This is a genomic window from Erysipelotrichaceae bacterium 66202529, assembly GCA_017161075.1.
Taxonomy (GTDB): domain Bacteria; phylum Bacillota_I; class Bacilli_A; order Erysipelotrichales; family Erysipelotrichaceae; genus Clostridium_AQ.
The window spans coordinates 2,088,579-2,107,603 of sequence record CP046174.1; the positions used below are offsets into that span (position 1 = coordinate 2,088,579).

15 protein-coding genes are annotated in these 19,025 nt (G+C 45.0%); 12 read left to right on the forward strand and 3 right to left on the reverse strand.

The annotated features are described in order from the left end of the window. Window positions 1-583 precede the first annotated feature (583 nt). Complete coding sequence (locus tag GKZ87_09940) at window positions 584-1,261, reverse strand: TIGR00266 family protein (protein ID QSI25770.1); 678 nt, start codon at window positions 1,259-1,261, stop codon at window positions 584-586. Window positions 1,262-1,370: 109 nt separating this feature from the next. On the opposite strand from GKZ87_09940, the gene GKZ87_09945 reads away from it, so the two are divergent. From GKZ87_09945 to feoB, 6 genes are all read left to right on the forward strand, one after another. After that, window positions 1,371-2,321 (forward strand): gfo/Idh/MocA family oxidoreductase, encoded by a 951-nt coding sequence (locus GKZ87_09945; protein ID QSI25771.1) that lies wholly within the window; start codon window positions 1,371-1,373, stop codon window positions 2,319-2,321. Between the two features lie 85 nt (window positions 2,322-2,406). Beyond that, the gene (locus tag GKZ87_09950; protein ID QSI25772.1) at window positions 2,407-3,672 is read left to right on the forward strand and encodes an aminotransferase class V-fold PLP-dependent enzyme; all 1,266 of its coding nucleotides are present in this window, start codon (window positions 2,407-2,409) and stop codon (window positions 3,670-3,672) included. Window positions 3,673-3,685: 13 nt separating this feature from the next. After that, window positions 3,686-4,609, forward strand: coding sequence for a homoserine O-succinyltransferase (locus GKZ87_09955; protein ID QSI25773.1), 924 nt, complete (start codon window positions 3,686-3,688; stop codon window positions 4,607-4,609). 645 nt (window positions 4,610-5,254) lie between these two features. Next, complete coding sequence (locus GKZ87_09960) at window positions 5,255-6,391, forward strand: aldo/keto reductase (protein ID QSI25774.1); 1,137 nt, start codon at window positions 5,255-5,257, stop codon at window positions 6,389-6,391. 192 nt (window positions 6,392-6,583) lie between these two features. After that, window positions 6,584-6,829: a ferrous iron transport protein A gene (locus tag GKZ87_09965; GenBank protein ID QSI25775.1), complete on the forward strand. Its 246-nt coding sequence runs from the start codon at window positions 6,584-6,586 to the stop codon at window positions 6,827-6,829. Then, the gene (feoB, locus tag GKZ87_09970) at window positions 6,819-8,933 is read left to right on the forward strand and encodes a ferrous iron transport protein B (GenBank protein QSI25776.1); all 2,115 of its coding nucleotides are present in this window, start codon (window positions 6,819-6,821) and stop codon (window positions 8,931-8,933) included. Before GKZ87_09965 ends, feoB begins: the two co-directional genes overlap by 11 nt. 287 nt (window positions 8,934-9,220) lie before the next feature. Here feoB and GKZ87_09975 read toward each other — a convergent pair whose 3' ends face one another. Both GKZ87_09975 and GKZ87_09980 read right to left on the reverse strand, forming a co-directional pair. Next, complete coding sequence (locus GKZ87_09975) at window positions 9,221-10,426, reverse strand: acetyl-CoA C-acyltransferase (protein ID QSI25777.1); 1,206 nt, start codon at window positions 10,424-10,426, stop codon at window positions 9,221-9,223. Between the two features lie 340 nt (window positions 10,427-10,766). After that, window positions 10,767-11,975, reverse strand: coding sequence for an acetyl-CoA C-acyltransferase (locus GKZ87_09980; protein QSI25778.1), 1,209 nt, complete (start codon window positions 11,973-11,975; stop codon window positions 10,767-10,769). Between the two features lie 342 nt (window positions 11,976-12,317). Here GKZ87_09980 and GKZ87_09985 point away from each other — a divergent pair, with 342 nt between their 5' ends. The 6 genes from GKZ87_09985 to GKZ87_10010 all read left to right on the forward strand — a co-directional run bounded on the left by GKZ87_09985 (window position 12,318) and on the right by GKZ87_10010 (window position 18,750). Beyond that, window positions 12,318-13,457 carry an acyl-CoA dehydrogenase gene (locus GKZ87_09985; GenBank protein ID QSI25779.1) on the forward strand — a complete coding sequence of 380 codons (1,140 nt, stop codon included), beginning with the start codon at window positions 12,318-12,320 and terminating at the stop codon, window positions 13,455-13,457. Window positions 13,458-13,487: 30 nt separating this feature from the next. Continuing rightward, window positions 13,488-14,276, forward strand: coding sequence for an electron transfer flavoprotein subunit beta (locus GKZ87_09990; GenBank protein QSI25780.1), 789 nt, complete (start codon window positions 13,488-13,490; stop codon window positions 14,274-14,276). 14 nt (window positions 14,277-14,290) lie between these two features. After that, window positions 14,291-15,319 carry an electron transfer flavoprotein subunit alpha/FixB family protein gene (locus tag GKZ87_09995; protein ID QSI25781.1) on the forward strand — a complete coding sequence of 343 codons (1,029 nt, stop codon included), beginning with the start codon at window positions 14,291-14,293 and terminating at the stop codon, window positions 15,317-15,319. Window positions 15,320-15,393: 74 nt separating this feature from the next. Next, a complete protein-coding gene (locus GKZ87_10000) occupies window positions 15,394-16,233 on the forward strand; it encodes a 3-hydroxybutyryl-CoA dehydrogenase (GenBank protein ID QSI25782.1) in 840 nt (279 codons plus the stop codon). Window positions 16,234-16,332: 99 nt separating this feature from the next. Then, window positions 16,333-17,112: a short-chain-enoyl-CoA hydratase gene (locus tag GKZ87_10005; protein QSI25783.1), complete on the forward strand. Its 780-nt coding sequence runs from the start codon at window positions 16,333-16,335 to the stop codon at window positions 17,110-17,112. 90 nt (window positions 17,113-17,202) lie between these two features. Next, a complete protein-coding gene (locus tag GKZ87_10010; protein QSI25784.1) occupies window positions 17,203-18,750 on the forward strand; it encodes an acyl CoA:acetate/3-ketoacid CoA transferase in 1,548 nt (515 codons plus the stop codon). Window positions 18,751-19,025 lie beyond the last annotated feature (275 nt).

Here is a 19,025-nt window from a genome sequence, read left to right on the forward strand (position 1 = left end):
AAGACCTTTTTTTTAAATTTTATGATTTTTTTAAATTTTGTTCCTATACACAGTTCTTTGGATTACAGAAAAGCATCAGCATATGAGAGGGAATGATACGATAGGCCCTGTTTTGCTAACATCCTATTCTGGCAGTTCATAGCTAATTCACATAATTATGGTCTGGCTATAAATAGTAACTATTTTCTGTTTTTCAGCTGCTGCACTCAGATCTGATAAAAGAAACTGGAAAATGCAGTAACTGTTGCTTATGATTAAACATAAAACTTTTTTAAGCTATTCGTCGGGTTGTTTACCATACAATACAAAGCGAAATAGCAGGCTTTTAGAAAGGCTGCTGCATAAGGAACATTATGAAAAGTGCACCTCATAAAAGCAAGCGGTCTGTTAAAAAGGTGGAGGAAATGAAGATCTTATGTTTCCCGCAGTTCATAATCCTGCGGTCATAAAAAACAGCCGGTATAAAATTGAAGTGCACCCCATAATTTGGACAAATTATGAGGTGCATTTTGTTATGTCTGTTTTTTCAAGAACATCTATTCTTTCCTGCAGACTCGTTTTCAGCCTGCTTTCTATATAGCTCTTAGCCTTTTGGAACCAAAGATATGATACGGTCTGCAAGTACACTAAAAGGCATAGTCTGCAGCCAAATCTTTCCCGGGCCGCTCAGTGTAGCCAGAAATAAGCCCTCTCCGCTGAAAAACTTATTTTTCAATCCCTTTACCGTTGTGATATCAAACTGCACGGATTCTTCAAAGCCTGCAATATATCCCTGATCTACCTGCAGAGTTTCTCCAGGCGCCAGTGTTTTCTCAATGATATCACCATCTATTTCTAAAAAAGCCATACCATTTCCGGTCAACTTTTGTAAGACGAAGCCCTCTCCGCCGAAAAATCCGGTACCAAGCTTTTTGCGGAAATGTGCCTGTAAATTCACACCATCCTCTGCCGCAAGAAATGCATGCTTTTGTACAATCAGTGTTTTTCCTGGTTCCAGTGCTACCGGTAGAATCTTTCCAGGAAAGCTGGAGCCGAAAGCGATTTCCGCATCATCCTGACTGCTTGTGTATGTTGTCAGAAAAATAGACTCTCCTGACATGGCTCTTCCCAGTCCCTTGAGCAGTCCGCCCCGTGTGTTGCTATCCATTGAAAAGCCTTCCTCCATCCAGCACATTCCACCGGATTCCGTAAACATCTTTTCTCCGCGATCCAGCTTGCAGACAACTGCCGGCAGCTGACCGCCGATTATTTCGTATTTCATAAAGCTCCTCCTTTGCCGTTTCTATCTCTATTTTACCATAATCGGAAAAGATTTACCTTTTCTATTCGATAAAAGTGCGTTAAAATGAGGACAGAAAGTGAGGACAATTATGATACGTGTAGGAATCATGGGACTAGGACAAATTGCCCATCGTGTGGCAAAGGGGATTCAACATGCGAAACATGCACAGCTATATGCTGTAGGCTCCCGTACTATCGAAAAAGCAGAGGAATTTCAGAAAACATATCATGCGGTAAAGGCATATGGAGATTATGAGGAGCTTTTACAGGATACAGATGTGGATATGATTTATATATGTACACCGAATTCCTTCCATTTTGAACATATCAAGGCGGCATTGCTGCATGGCAAGCATGTGCTATGTGAAAAGCCGCTGGTAGCCAACAGTGAACAGGTAAAGGAATGCTTTCAGCTTGCCCGGACACAGAAGCGGTTTTTAATGGAAGCGGAAAAAACGCTGTTCACCCCCTTGAATCAAAAGCTGTTGCAGCTGCTGAAGGAGGGGGCTATCGGAACACTGAATTATATCGAAGGAAGCTATTCCTATCCGATGGATGCTGCTGGAATGAATGAGGATCACTGGTGCTTTTCGAAAGAGGATGGCGGCAGTGTCTATGATGTAGGCGTCTATCCCATCTGCTATGCAAACTGGTTTTCACAGGGGCATATTCAGTCAGTACAGGCAGTTAAGGAATGTGCACCAAAAGGCTATGATGTGTTTACGCAGGCACTGATCACCTATGACAATGGCGTATTTGCCAGTGTGCGCAGCGGCTGGAAGCAATGGATGGATAATCGCGGTGTTCTGTATGGCAGTGAAGGCGTAATCGAAACAGAAAATTTTTGGAAAAATACCAGAGCAGTGTTAAAAAAGAATGGCAGCATTACACCGATCGAGGTAGAAATGCAATCCGACTTCACAGGAGAAGTCGAGCATGCGGTGCAATGCATTGAAAAAGGACTTCTGGAAAGCCCTGTTTTAGGTGAACGGCAGAGTCTGGAAATCATGAAGGTGCTGGAATATGTGAAATCTCTTTGATTTAGTTGAAAAAGCTTTCACAACACATTGAATATTTTTCATAAAGATAGTAAAATAATACGCAGTGAAAGGTGAGGTAATTGTAATGAAAATTGAATCGAAATGTTTGCATGCAGGCTATGAACCGAAAAACGGAGAACCGCGTGTTCTTCCCATCTATCAGAGCACGACCTATAAATATGACTCTACAGAATTTGTCGGACAGCTGTTTGATTTAACAGCAGAGGGACATATGTATTCCAGAATCTCCAATCCGACGGTAGATGCGGTGGAAAAGAAAATTGCAGCGCTGGAGGGCGGTGTCGGTGCGTTATGCACAACCTCAGGACAGTCCGCTACCTTTATCGCGCTGATGAATGTATTGGAAAGCGGAGATCACCTGGTGGCCTCGTCAACAATTTACGGAGGAACGGTGAATCTTTTATCCATCACCTTCCAGAAATTCGGAATTGAGGTATCCTATGTGGATCCGGATGCTTCCCAAGCAGAAATTGAAGCGCTGATTCGTCCAAATACGAAAGCGGTGTTTGGAGAAATTATGGCGAATCCCGCAATGAATGTGCTGGATATTGAAAAGTTTGCGAGCGCTGCCCATGCACATGATATCCCGTTGTTTGTGGATAATACCTTTGCGACACCGGTGCTGTGCCAGCCATTTACATTTGGCGCGGATATTGTAATTCACAGTACGACCAAATATATGGATGGACATGCGCTGCAGGTTGGCGGTGTTATCATCGATGGGGGAAGCTTCAACTGGGCGAACGGAAAATTCCCGGGACTGAGCACACCGGATGCTTCCTATCATGGAATCGTATATACAGATACCTTTCAGAATGCTGCCTATATCACCAAGGCACGGGTGCAGTTGATGCGTGATCTGGGCTGTTATCCATCTGCCCATGCGGCCTTTTTGCTCAACCTGGGATTGGAAACACTGGCTGTCCGTATGGAACGCCATTGTGAAAATGCCTTAAAAACAGCGGAATTTTTGCAAACGCAGGAGGCAGTGGAGTTTGTTAACTATCCGGGTCTAAAGAAGGATCCATATCATGAGCTTGCACAGAAATATCTGCCAAAGGGCTGCTGTGGTGTCATTTCCTTTTCCATCAAGGGAGGAAGAGAGCGTGCTGCTGCCTTCATCGATCATTTAAACATGGTGTCTCTCGAGGTGCATGTTGCGGATATCCGTACCTGTATTTTGCATCCGGCAAGCTCCACACACCGACAGCTTACTGATGAACAGCTGGTGAACTGCGGAATTACACCTGGTCTGATCCGGCTATCCTGCGGAATCGAGCATATCGATGATATAATAGAAGATTTAAAGCAGGCGTTTGCACAGATATAGGAGATGAAACAGTATGCCGATCAATATACCAAATGGTCTGCCTGCCAAGGAAATACTGGAGAGTGAGAAGATATTTGCATTGGAGGAGGATGTCGCCAGAAAGCAGGATATTCGTCCGCTTAAGGTTGTTATTTTGAATCTGATGCCGAAAAAAATTGAAACGGAAACACAGATTTTGCGTCTGATATCCAAATCTCCGCTGCAGGTGGATATTGATTTTATGATGGTCAGCAATCATGTATCTAAAAATACGAGTGCCGATCATTTATTGAAATTTTATGATGATTTTTCCACTCTGAAAAGCAACCGCTATGACTGTCTGATTATCACCGGGGCACCTGTAGAGCATCTGGAGTTTGAGGATGTGGACTACTGGGAGGAGTTGTGCGATATCATGGAATGGAGCAAGACCCACGTCTATTCCACACTGCATATCTGTTGGGGAGCGCAGGCCGGTCTGTATTATCATTATCATATCCAAAAGCATCTCATGAAGCAGAAGGTGTTTGGAATCTATCCACAGATATTATGCGATGAATATAATTTTCTGACAAACGGCTTCGATGAAATACATTATACACCGCACTCCCGCCACACTGCTATTGATGAGAAAGCGCTGGCAGCGCAGGACACACTGGAAATCCTGTCACGCTCGGATGAAACAGGCTCCAATATTGTTGCGACAAAGGATTTCCGTGAAATTTACATCCTGGGACATCTGGAATATGGTAAGAAAACCCTGGCACAGGAATATTTCCGGGATTTGAAGCAGGGGAAAGAGATTCAGATACCCTTCAACTATTTTCCGCAGGATGATCCAGACCAGGAGCCGGTGCTGAAATGGCGCTCTCATGCGAATCTGTTATACCGCAACTGGCTGAATTATGTATATCAAATGACACCGTTTGATCTAAATGAACTCAGCACGTATCAATAAAGAGCTTTTGTATTACGGCATAATAGTAAATAGGAAAGAGCTTCTGAATTACGAATATAGAAATAAACAGGAGGTATGCAAAGCATGGGGTGCCATGACTTGCGTGCTTCCTGTTTGTCGTTTATAGAACGCATATACTGTAAATGTAATGCATACCAGAAGGCTTCCTGCTGCAGCTTTTTAAAAATTTTGTGTGCTTAAAGGATGCTGTATCATTCCTGATAAAGCTACTGCAAGCGCTATGCTGGCAATCATATAAGCGGCCTGTCTACCTTTATGGGGATAGCGTTTATACCTTTAACCGCATCTGTGATGATTGTATAAATAGTATAAGCATATAACTGAATGATAAGGCCGTATTGTCCTTCAAATTTTCCAGGCATCTGCTGTATCATGAAAACACGCTGCTGTAACTCTTAAAGCAAGTGCTGATTTTTAAATGAGGATGTATCTTTCATGAGTATCCTGTAGCATTATAATTATTGTTATAAAGAAATTCATAGTGCAAGTATACTGGCGACATGTGAAGGATATTGTGTATCTTTAAAATAAACGTAATTTTCAGCGATGCTTTATTTCCTTTTTCTTCCTCAGCGTTTATAATATAAATAGAATCAGCAAAAGATTAGAGGAGGAGTAAGGAATATGGAATACAGAAAGTTAAATGAGAGCTATCAGCCATCCCTGCTGGGCTTTGGGTGTATGCGTTTTCCGTTGGATGCACAGGGGAATATTGATGAGGCAGAAGCGGAAAGAATGCTAGATACAGCTATCGCCAGCGGTGTGAACTATATCGATACAGCTTTTCCGTATCATCACGGAGACAGCGAGCCGTTTGTTGGACGTGTATTGAAAAAGTATGACCGCAGCAGCTATTATCTGACTACCAAATTACCGTTATGGGATATAAAGACGCTGGATGATGCTAAGGAAATGTTTGAAAAGCAGCTACAGCGCCTGGGGGCTGATTATGTGGACTTTTATCTGCTGCACGCTCTGGATAAGGAAAAATGGGATAAAGCAAGAAAGCTTGGTATTGTCAGCTATTGTGAAGAATTAAAGGCACAGGGGAGAATCCGGAATTTCGGCTTTTCCTTCCATGATGAATATGAGGTTTTTGAAGAAATTTTGACCTATCGCAAATGGGATTTCTGTCAGATTCAATATAATTATGTGGATACACACGTTCAGACCGGAGATCGCGGGTACGCTTTGGCGGAACGCCTGGGCATTCCGATGGTTATCATGGAGCCAATCAAGGGCGGTTCCTTATCACAGCTGCCGCAGGATCTTGCGGCGCGTCTAAAGGAGGCAGATCCACAGCGCAGTATTTCCTCATGGGCACTGCGCTGGGTAGCCAGCAAGCCAAACGTCAAGGTGGTGCTGAGCGGTATGTCCACGATGGAGCAGGTACGCGATAATCTTTCTACGTTGGGGGATTTTCAGCCCTTAAGCGAAGCGGAGCAGGGTCTGGTAAAGGAGATTGCGGATGCGATTAACAAAAGAACCATGAACGGCTGTACCGGCTGTGCTTATTGTATGCCTTGTCCGTTTGGACTGGATATTCCAAAAAATTTCCGCATCTGGAATGAACATGCGAAGTACGGAAATACAGAGGTTGCAAGGAAACGTTATTTTGAAGAAATGAAGGATGAGGAAAGAAGCAGCTTCTGTAAAAAGTGCGGAAAATGTGAAACACTATGTCCGCAGCATATCGCGATACGTGATGATCTTGCACGAATGAGTAAGGATATGGAGCTATTAAAAAACGGTGTAAAATAAAGAAAACGGAGGAATGCTGAATTTCTCCTTTTTTTATGCATTTTTTTATGTTTTCATACGGCACTTACCGGTATATTCACAGCTGGAATGCGCAAAGGACATAATCGTAAAAGTATCATGCAGAGATAGCTGTAGGCGTTTGTGGATGCTTGTTTGACCATGATTTGATAGTATAGGTGCAGGAGGGTAGAAATGAACTGTTTAAAAAATGCTGAGCTCAACGAAGAGGTTTACGTTGTCGATATTGAACATACGGCTCTGATGAAGCGCAGGCTAATGGATCTTGGCTTTGTGCCAGGGACAGGAGTAATTCCGGTTTTGGAAAGTCCCAGTCGGGATATGCGTGCTTATCTGATCAAGGGCTGTAAGATTGCATTACGCAGTGAAGATAGTGCGCGGATTCTGGTTCAGGGGAGGGAGGAAGCATATGCTGTTTGAGAAGCTGATACAGGCGAATGACAATATCAATGAAATGTATATGAAAGAGCGAAAGGGCTATACCATTGCATTGCTGGGAAACCCCAACGTAGGAAAGAGTACAGTGTTCAACGAACTCACGGGTATGAATCAGCATACCGGAAACTGGCCGGGGAAAACCGTAGAGCTAGCCAGAGGACACTATACACACAAATACCGGCAAAATCAGATGATTGATCTGCCGGGAACGTATTCCTTGCTGGCACATTCCAGTGAGGAGGAGGTCACCCGCAATTACGTATGCTTTGAAGCATGCGATGTATGTCTGGTAATCTGTGATGCCACAGTGCTGGAGCGTAATCTGAACCTGGTATTACAGACTATGGAAATTACCGACCACGTGGTACTCGTTTTGAATCTGATGGATGAGGCGAAAAAGAAAAATATCACCATTGATACAGATAAGCTGCAGAAGCTGCTGAATGTCCGTGTCGTGGGTATGAGTGCGCGAAATCATGAGGGCTTTGAGGAATTGAAGGAGGCAATCGAGGAGGTCGGTGAGCAGCGCAGTGAGAATAAGGCTGCGGTTGTTCACTATATGGATGATCTGGAGCAGGCGATCGTAAGCATAACAGAGGTTATGAAAACACGCCGTCTTGACCGAAGATTTACTGCCTTGAAGCTGCTTGATCCCGAGGTTGACAATACTCTGTTTTATGAGGATATTGAAAATCGAGAGGATGTAGCTGCTGAGGTGGAGAAACAGATTCGCATCCTAAAGGATAAGGATCTGTATGAACGCTTTGAGGATATCGTTGTACATGCCCTGCATCAACGAGCAAGGGAAATCAGTGAAGAATGTATTATATTTAACAATGCATCCTACCAGCAGCGGGATATGCGCATTGATCATATCGTTACCAGCAAGGGCTGGGGTCTGGTGTGGATGGTCGTATTGTTATCTGTAATATTTTGGATTACCATTTCCGGAGCGAATGTTCCAAGCGAAATGCTGTCGGGGATGTTTGAGGATTTGCAGGCATGGCTGCATCAGCTGTTTGCGTCCTGGAGTATGAATCCAGCTATTACCAGCTTTATTGTAGATGGTGTCGTCAAGACCTGCGGCTGGGTCATTTCCGTTATGCTGCCGCCGATGGCGATCTTCTTTCCAATGTTTACACTTCTGGAGGATTTTGGTTATCTGCCGCGCATCGCATTCAATCTGGATGGTTTTTTCCAGAAGGCATGTACGTGCGGAAAGCAGGCGCTGACCATGTGCATGGGGTTTGGCTGCAATGCGGTAGGTGTCAGCGGGGCACGGATCATCGACAGTCCCAGAGAACGGCTGATTGCGATTATCACGAATACCTTCGTTCCCTGTAATGGACGCTTTCCAACGCTGATCAGCATCATTACCATGTTCTTTGCGGGTGTTGCTGCTGCACCATGGAACGGCTTGTTCTCCACTCTGCTGTTAACTGGAGTCATCGTATTTGGCGTCTTTCTCACCTTTCTGACCTCGCGGTTTCTGTCAAAAACGCTGCTGAAGGGAGTGCCTTCCAGCTTTACCCTGGAATTACCGCCATACCGGCGTCCGCAGTTTGGCAAGGTGATTGTCCGCTCCATTTTTGACCGTACGCTGTTCGTACTGGGCAGGGCAGTAAGTGTGGCAATTCCTGCCGGAGCGATTATCTGGCTGCTGGCCAATATTCAGATACAGGATATCAGTGTGTTACAGCATATTTCCATGTTTCTGGATCCGTTTGCGCATTTAATGGGATTGGATGGTGTAATCCTGCTGGCCTTTATCCTGGGCTTTCCAGCAAATGAAATCGTTGTACCAATTATGATCATGGCTTATCTGGCAAATGGCTCCATGACAGACATCTCTGATCTTGCCGTCTTAAAGGAATTGTTTGTCAGCAATGGCTGGACATGGGTAACAGCTATATGTACCCTTATGTTCTCTCTGGTGCATTTTCCATGTGCGACAACGCTGCTTACCATTCGCAAAGAGACACAAAGCTGGAAATGGACAGCAGTAAGCTTCCTATTGCCTACCATACTGGGCATCCTGCTGTGTATGTTGATCAATCTGCTTGCGCATCTGTTTCTGCTGATATAAAAGAAAACCGCCGTATTCTTTCCTTCAGCTGCAGAAAATGCAGGGATGGTTAAAATTCAGTAGCAGGCAGCTATAATTCGAGGTTGTATCAGGAATAAAAATATAAAGAAAAAGGTATAAAAATATATAAAAACGTTTAAATACAGGCAGTCAACAGGGGATAAGCATTTTAAGAAAGCTGCTTCATCTGTGGAAATCATATAGCATCTGTAAGGAAAAGCCGTAAAGCAAAAGCCCTGCAGAATATAAAAAAGGGGAACCTGAACGGTTCCTCTTCAATTTTTAAATTATGGGCGTTTAACGATAACAGCAGTACCCTGTCCACCACCGATGCACAGAGATGCAAGACCTGTTTTTGCGTCACGCTTGATCATTTCATGGATCAAGGTAACCAGAATACGGTTTCCGGAAGCACCAACCGGGTGACCCAGAGCGATTGCGCCACCGTTTACGTTTGTCTTTTCCAGGAAAGCCTCACGGTCAATGCCGTGTTCCTCAACCAGTTCGTGTACAACACCTAAAGACTGAGCAGCAAATGCTTCATTCAACTCAACCAATTCCACATCATCCAGCTTCATATCTGCATACTTCAAGGCATGACGGATTGCAGGCGTAGGGCCAAGACCCATCGTCAGTGGATCAACACCGCCCTGACCGATACCGACTACTTCACACAGCGGAGTCAGGTTGTATTTTTCTACAGCCTCTTCACTAGCCAGCAGAACGAAGGAAGCACCATCATTGATACCGGATGCGTTGGCAGCCGTTACACTTCCATCCTTAATGAAGGCTGGACGCAGCTTTGCCATTTTTTCAGGAGTGGATTTGCGGTTTGGATGCTCGTCTGTATCAAACACGATGGTTTCTTTTCTCAGCTTCACTTCTACCGGAACGATTTCATCCTTGAAACGTCCGGAATCAACAGCAGCGATTGCCTTCTGCTGGGAAGCATAACCGAATGCATCCTGCATTTCACGTGTAATGTTGTATTTCTTGGCAATATTTTCAGCCGTAACACCCATATGGATACCGTTCATAGCATCTGTCAGGGCATCGTAGATCATGTGGTCTACACATTTGAAGTCTCCCATTTTGTTTCCTGTACGCGTATTTGCAGGAATCAGATAAGGAGCACCGGACATGGATTCCACACCACCGGCAACAACGATATCATTGAAGCCTGTCTGAATGGACATAACACCCTCCATAACGGTACGAAGTCCGGAACCGCATACCATGTTTACAGAATGTGCACATACGCTTTCAGGAATACCTGCAGCCAATGCAACCTGACGTCCGATGTTCTGTCCCAGACCAGCACTCAGTACGTTTCCGCACAGCAGCTCGTCTACCTGATCAGGAGCAACCTTTCCATCTTCCAGCAGTGCCTTCACTACTGTAGCCCCTAAATCAACTGGTTTTACGGTAGTTAAAGAACCTAAGAAACTACCGATTGCACTACGTTTTGCGCTAACAACATAAGTTTTTCTCATTTTTCTCTACCTGTCTTTCTTTCAAAATTCATATGTGTCTCTTACGACACTCAATACATCAACATAGTACCTAAAATCTAAGCATTTGTCAATAACTTGTGAAAAAATTCATAAGTGAAATGTATTCCGTTTGTCAATAACCAGAATATCGGGAAAGGGAAACATTGTGAAAATCGCTATCTCAGATATTTCTTGATTAGAGTACCGTCGGGTAAAAGCAATACTGCAATAAAGCGTATCTCTGCTTTTTTGCACGGTTTATCGGGAAACAGATATTTCAAATTCCCGTCATGTCTGAGAAAGCAGAGGAAAACAAGCCCTTTTGAGCTTGTTTCTTTGTTTATACGCGCTTAATGATGACAGCAGCACCCTGTCCGCCGCCAATGCACAGGGAAGCCAGACCGATGCTTACATCGCGCTTCTGCATTTCGTGAAGCAGGCTGACCAGAATACGGTTTCCGGATGCACCGACTGGATGTCCCAGGGCGATTGCTCCACCGTTGACATTGGTTTTTTCCATAAAGGCGCTGCGATCCATGCCGGTAGCTTCCTTTAGCTCATGGATTACACCCAGAGCCTGTGCAGCGAATGCCTCGTTCAGTTCAACCAGCTCCATATCCTTAATTTTTAAATCCGCATATTTCAATGCATGCAGAATTGCCGGGGTAGGGCCAAGACCCATGACGCGTGGATCCACACCACCCTGACCAATGCCGATTACCTCAGCCAGCGGTGTCAGATTGTATTTCTTGACAGCATCCTCACTGGCGATGATCGTGAAGCTGGCACCATCATTGATACCGGATGCATTTCCGGCTGTAACTGTGCCATCCTTTGTGAATGCCGGACGCAGCTTTGCCAGCTTTTCCGGAGTGGATGCGCGGTTTGGATGCTCATCGGTATCAAATACCGTCACGCTGCCCTTGCGTCCCGGCACCTCAACCGGAATGATTTCATCCTGGAAACGGCCGGAGTCGATGGCAGCGATTGCCTTCTGCTGGGATGCGTAGGCAAAGGCATCCTGATCCTCACGGGAAATGGAATACTTTTTCGCAATATTATCTGCGGTAACACCCATGTGAATACCGTACATACCATCTGTCAAACCATCATGCAGCATAGAATCCACCATTTTCATATCGCCCATTTTCACACCGTTGCGCACCTTGCTCGGTACCAGGTACGGTGCATTGGTCATAGACTCCACACCGCCGGCTACAAAAATATCACCAAAGCCGCACTGGATGCGCATAGTTGCTTCCATAACTGCCTTTAACCCGGAGCCGCACAGCATATTCAGGGACTGTGCGCACACCTCAACCGGAACGCCTGCCTTAATGCTGACCTGACGGCCGATGTTTTGACCAAGGCCTGCCGCGATTACGTTACCGACGATCACCTCGTCAATATTTGCAGGATCAATGCCTGCTTCCTCAATGGTTTTGCTTAAAACTGCAGCGCCCAGATCTACCAGGGGCAGGTTGGTAAGCCCGCCCATGAAGCTTCCGATAGCGCTTCGCTTTGCTGCTACGACATATGCTTTTCTCATGTAATAACCTCCGCTTTCTTTGCTGGTCTTTCTTGGGGAAGGGGAAGAGAACCCTTTGACAAGGCTATGGTAACGGAAGAAAAAACGTTTGTCAAGAAACTTGTTAAAAAATTAACAAATGCGAATGTAGAAATATATTCGGAACAAATGTCAACTTGTTAATTTTGTAACAAAAACTTGTTAAAACTTTAACAAACATATTGACGAGAATAAAAAAGAGGTCTAAAATGTAGATGGATTATGTATTCTCGACAACACGAAGAATACGCTGCTTATACTATATTTATATAGGCGCATGCAAGCAATCCTAAGTTCAAGTAAATCAAGGAGAGGAGATCACTTATGGACTTCATGTTAACAGAACAACAACAGATGATGAAGAAACTTTTCGCTGAGTTTGCTGAAAAAGAAGTAAAACCTCTTGCAGCAGAAGTAGACGAAGAGGAACGTTTCCCTAGAGAAAACGTCGAAAAAATGAAAGCCTGCAAAATGATGGGGATTCCGTTCAGCAGAGAATACGGTGGAGCAGGGGCTGACTACCTGAGCTATATTCTGGCAGTGGAAGAGCTGAGCAAGAAATGCGGTACAACAGGTGTTGTATTATCTGCCCACACATCTCTTGGTACATGGCCAATCGAGCACTTCGGTACAGAAGAACAGAAAAACAAATATTTGCCTGACTTATGTACAGGTAAGAAGCTGGCTGCTTTCGGCTTAACAGAGCCAAATGCTGGTACAGATGCTGCCGGACAGCAGACCACTGCAGTCAAAGACGGAGACGGCTACATCCTGAATGGTACGAAGATTTTTATCACCAATGCTGGTGAAGCTGATGTATATGTAATCTTCGCAATGACAGACAAGACAAAGGGAACACATGGTATCTCTGCATTTATCGTAGAGAAGGGAATGCCAGGGTTCACCGTTGGTCAGCATGAGAAGAAGCTGGGTATCCGCGGTAGTGCTACCAGTGAGCTGATTTTCAACAATGTACGCTTAGGCAAGGAGCACCTGCTTGGTCAGGAAGGAAAAGGCTTCAAGATTGCCATGATGACACTGGATGGCGGACGTATCGGTATCGCTGCACAGGCACTTGGTATTGCACAGGGTGCAATCGATGAAACTGTTCCTTATGTAAAGGCTCGTAAGCAGTTTGGACGTTCTATTGCAAAATTCCAGAACACACAGTTCCAGCTGGCTGATATGCAGGTAAAAACAGATGCAGCTAGATGGCTGGTATACGATGCAGCAATGAAGAAAGAAAAGGGTCTTCCTTACTCTGTGGAAGCTGCGAAGGCAAAGCTGTTTGCAGCAGAGGTCGCTATGGAGGTTACAACCAAGGCGATTCAGCTGATGGGTGGATACGGTTATACTCGTGACTATCCAGTTGAAAGAATGTTCCGTGATGCGAAGATCACTGAAATCTATGAGGGTACTTCCGAAGTACAGCGTATGGTTATCAGTGGCGCAATGCTGAAGTAATACAGAGAGAAAAGAAAGGATACGAAGATTATGAAAATTATCGTTCTTGTAAAACAGGTACCGGATTCTACTGAAATCCGTGTTGACAAAGTTACTGGTACATTGATTCGTGCCGGAGTTCCTAGTATCATCAATCCAGATGATCTGGCTGGTGTGGAAGCTGCGCTGCAGCTGAAAGAAAAATACGGGGCAACTGTTACTATCATTTCTATGGGGCCTCCTCAGGCTACGGGAATGCTGAAAGAATTATACGCTCGTGGAGTTGACGAATGTATCCTGATCACGGACCGCAAATTTGCAGGTGCAGATACATGCGCAACCTCCAGTACACTGGCTGCTGCATTGAACAAGACAGGCTATGACCTGATCATTGCAGGACGTCAGGCAATTGATGGGGATACTGCACAGGTTGGTCCGCAGACTGCTGAACGTCTGGGAATTCCGCAGGTTACCTATGTAGACGACATTATTGAACTTAGTGATACTGCTGTTACTGTTAGAAAATCACTGGAAGACAGTGAAGAAATCATCGAGGCAAAGCTGCCTTGCGTTCTGACTACCTTAAGTGGAATGAACGAGCCACGTTACATGAACTGTAACGATATCGTTGACTCCTTCTCAAAAGAAGTGAAAGTTATGACATTTGATGATCTGGGAATCGATGAGAGCATCGTTGGTCTTGCAGGTTCTCCGACAAAGGTTCACGCTACATTCACCAAAGAAGTATCTGCTGAAACAGAAACATTCGATCTGCCGGCTGCAGAAGCTGCCAAACTGATTGCAAAGACACTGAAAGACAAGCAGATCATTACGAAATAGGAGGAGAAGGAACAATGGCTAAATTTGAAGGATATAAAGACATTTACGTATTCGTAGAACAAAAAAACGGCGAAGTTGCCAACGTTGGATACGAGCTGATTTCCGAAGCTAGAAAACTGGTTGCATCCATTCCTCAGATGAACTTCCAGGTTGTCGGCGTACTGCTTGGACACAACATCAAAGATAAGGCAAACGATGTGATCGCTCACGGTGCTGATAAGGTAATCGTTGTGGACGATGCGCTGCTGGAAGGATATTCCACTCAGTTCTATGCGGATGCCCTGACACAGGTTATCAACAACTTCAAGCCGGACAGCTTCCTGACAGGAGCTACTGTGCTTGGTCGTGACCTTGCACCACGTGTTGCTGCACGTCTGAATGCAGGTCTGACTGCAGATGCTACTAAGATTGAAATCGATCAGGAAAAAGCAAAGGACGGAGAAGCACTGCTGCTGGTTACTCGTCCTACCTTCGGTGGAAACCTGTTTGGTACGATCGTATGCCCGGATACTCGTCCACAGATGGCTACAATTCGTCCAAATGTATTCTCCATGGATGCTGTTGATGCTTCCAGAACAGGAGAAGTTATCGAATTTGCTCCGGCATGGACAGATACTGATCCAAAGGTAATCGTTAAGGAAGTCATCGCTAAGGTTGTGGAAGGTGTTGACATCACAAAGGCTGAAATCCTGGTAGGTGCAGGCCGTGGTGCTGAGGACTGCCTGGATATGGTGCAGGCTGTTGCTGAAGAGCTGGGCGGCGAAATGTGCGCATCCCGTGCAGTAATTGATGATGGATTTGCTGACAAGGCAATTCAGGTAGGACAGACTGGTAAAACTGTACGTCCGAGTCTGTACATCGCATGCGGTATTTCCGGTGCCTGCCAGCATGTTGCCGGTATGGAAAAATCCGATATGATCATCGCGATCAACCGCGATCCGCAGGCTGAAATCTTCAGCATTGCAAATATGGGCTTCATCGGTGATGTAAAGGAAGTTCTTCCTCTGCTGAAGGATGAAATCATCGCTGCAAAAAAAGGATAATAACATGAATATACAAGAGGGTGGGAAACTGCCCCTCTTGGTATATAAAAAGAAAAAGTAAAGGAGATAAATCTATGAAAAAAGTTGGTGTAATTGGTGCCGGAACAATGGGCCAGGGTATTGCAAATGCATTTGCTTCCAATGGTTATGATGTAACCGTATGTGACATTAAAATTGAATGGGCACAGGGCGGAATTGACAAAATCGCAAAAAAACTGGACAAGCTGGTTTCCAGAGAAAAAATGACTGCTGACAAGGCTGCTGAAGTAAAGGGTAACCTGAAGGCTGGAGAATACAAGGATTTAGCTGACTGCGATTTGATCGTAGAGGCTGTTCTTGAAAAAATGGAAGTTAAAAAAGAGCTGTTTACAACATTGGATGAAATCTGTAAGGATTCCTGTATCTTTGGATCTAACACATCTTCTTTATCCATTACAGAAATCGCTACCGGAATCAAACACAATGTGATCGGTATGCATTTCTTCAATCCGGCTGACCGTATGAAGCTGGTTGAGGTTATTTCCGGAATCAACACACCTGTTGAAACGAAGGAAGCAATTCTGGAAATCTCTAAATCCTTAGGAAAGACTCCGGTTGAGGTTGCAGAAGGTCCTGGATTTGTAGTAAACCGTATCTTGGTTCCTATGATCAACGAGGCTGCATTCATCCTGCAGGAAGGAATTGCTTCTGTTGAGGATATTGACACAGCAATGAAGCTGGGTGCCAACCATCCGATGGGGCCTCTGGCATTGGGCGATCTGATCGGTCTGGATATCGTTGAGGCAATCATGGATGTTCTTTACAATGAAACTAAGGACTCTAAATACCGTTGCTGTACACTGATCCGCAAAATGGTTCGCGGTGGTAAGCTGGGTCAGAAATCCGGTGTTGGCTTCTACGACTACGCTAAATAATTCACGCATAGAAAATATGACGAGTGAATCTGTAATTTCACATGAAACCCATTGAAATTGTGGATTCACTTTTTAAAAACGGAAAGGAAGATGAATACAATGGAAACTATTTTAGTAAACTATGAAGGACATGTAGCAACGATTACAATCAACCGTCCAAAAGCACTAAATGCATTAAGCACACAGGTGTTAACAGAGCTGAACCAGGCACTGGATGAGGTTGCAGCGAACAAGGATGTCTATGCACTGGTAATTACTGGAGCTGGAGAAAAATCCTTTGTTGCAGGTGCAGATATTGCAGAAATGAAGGATAAGAGCGTGGAAGAGGCTGCTACCTATGGAAAATTCGGTAATGAAGTATTCCGTAAAATTGAGACCTTCCGCTGTCCGGTTATCGCTGCAGTAAACGGCTTTGCATTAGGTGGAGGCTGCGAGCTGGCAATGAGCTGCGATATTCGTGTGGCAAGTGAAAATGCTGTTTTCGGACAGCCAGAGGTAGGCTTGGGAATTACGCCAGGCTTTGGTGGAACCCAGCGTCTGGCTCGTCTTGTAGGTACAGGCATTGCGAAGGAAATGATCTATACAGCAAGAAATATCAAGGCAGACCGCGCTTATGCAATCGGCTTGGTAAACAGTGTTGTTCCTGCAGATGAGCTGATGGCAGCAGTTATGAAAATGGCAAACGGTATTGCGAAAAATGCACCGCTTGCAGTAGCATATTCGAAAAAAGCTATCAACAACGGACTGCAGACAGATATCGACGGCGGTATTGCAATCGAGGTGGAAGAATTCTCCAACTGCTTCGCTACGGAGGATCAGACCTATGGTATGACATGCTTCCTGGAAAAAACAAAGGATAAAAAATTCTCTAACAAATAAGCAAGATGGATTCTTGGGCTTATTATTTCCGTAAACGCTTTCACTTATGGTACACTGAAAGCAGGAAATAATACAAAGGAGGTAATCGATTTGAGTAAAGTAATAAGTATTGAACAGGCAGTATCCATGATTCCGGATGGTGCTGCAATAGGAATTGGCGGTTTTATCGGATCCGGTCATCCGCAGGAATTTTCTGTAGGTATCGAGGAATCCTTTCTCAAGAGCGGACATCCAAAGGATCTGACCATCATGTTTTCTGCGGGGATCGGAGATGGAACTGACCGTCTCGGTCTGAATAAGCTGGGACATGAGGGGCTGCTGAAGCGTATTATCGGCGGTCACTGGGGTCTGATTCCAAAGCTGCAAAAGCTGGTATTTGAAAACAAGGTAGAGGGCTACAATCTTCCTCTCGGTACCATTTCCCTGATGTTCCGTGATATTGCAGGACATCGGCCAGGAACGATTACAAAGGTTGGTCTGAAAACCTTTGTCGATCCGCGTATTGAGGGTGCTAAGATGAATGAGCGCTCCAAGGAAGATTTGGTAGAGCTGATGCACATCGATGGCGAGGAGTGGCTGCGCTATAAATCCTTCCCGCTAAACGTGGCGCTGATTCGTGCTACGTATTGCGATGAGGATGGTAACGCAACAATGGAGAAGGAAGCCGCTACACTGGATTCTCTCTCCATTGCCCAGGCTGCGAAAAATTCCGGCGGTATCGTATTGCTGCAGGTGGAAAAGGTGGTACAGAACGGTACCCTGGATCCAAGAAAAGTAAAAATACCTGGTATCTATGTTGATGGCATTGTTGTCGCACGTCCGGAAAATCACTGGCAGACATATGCGAATCCGTATGATCCTGCATTGAGCGGGGAAGTAAAGGTTCCGGTTAATTCCATTGCTCCAATGAAGCTGAATGAGCGCAAGGTGATCTGCCGTCGTGCTGCGATGGAGCTTGATCCTGCTGCAATTATCAATCTTGGTATCGGTATGCCGGAGGGAATTGCTAACGTGGCAAACGAAGAAGGCTTGCCAGGATTAAAGCTGACAGTGGAAGCCGGCGGTATCGGCGGTGTTCCGAATGCAGGGACTGCGTTTGGTACCTGTACAAATCCGGATGCAATTATCGACCAGCCATATCAGTTTGACTTCTATGACGGCGGCGGATTGGATCAGGCGTTCCTCGGACTTGCCGAATGCGACTGCTCCGGTAATATCAATGTCAGCCGTTTCGGGCCAAAGATTGCCGGCTGCGGAGGCTTTATCAATATTACACAGACCTCACCGGTCGTTGTGTACTGCGGAACCTTTACCGCAGGTGGTCTGAAGGTGGAAGTCAGGGATGGAAAGCTGCATATTTTACAGGAAGGAAGAATTAAAAAGTTCAAGAAGGAAGTTGAACAGATCACCTTCTCTGCAGAATTTGCAACGGAAACCGGACAAAAGGTTCTGTATGTAACAGAGCGTGCAGTGTTCGAGCTGCTGGACGGTAAACTGACACTGACAGAAATCGCTCCGGGTGTTGATTTGGAACAGGATGTACTGGGGCAGATGGAATTTAAGCCTGCTGTCGCAGAGCATCTGAAAACAATGGATGAACGTCTGTTCCGTGATGAGCTGATGGGATTAAAAGCATAATTGTATAGCATATAGAAGAAATGGGATGGAAGCATCCCATTTTTCCATTTTTGCGCACATAATTCCAAAACGCTTTACATTTCTAGTGGTATTTATATAATAAAGGTGTAGCAAGGATTATCACACTTGATGAAAGTGATGATATAGAGATTGCGGAAGGAAACAGTGGAGACCGTTGGTCCTGGAGATTGTTTCGGAAGCTGTCTCAGCCATGTATTGTCTGGCATAGCATTGTGTTGGAAATGATAAGGTAACTTGTAGTGAGTAGCATTAGC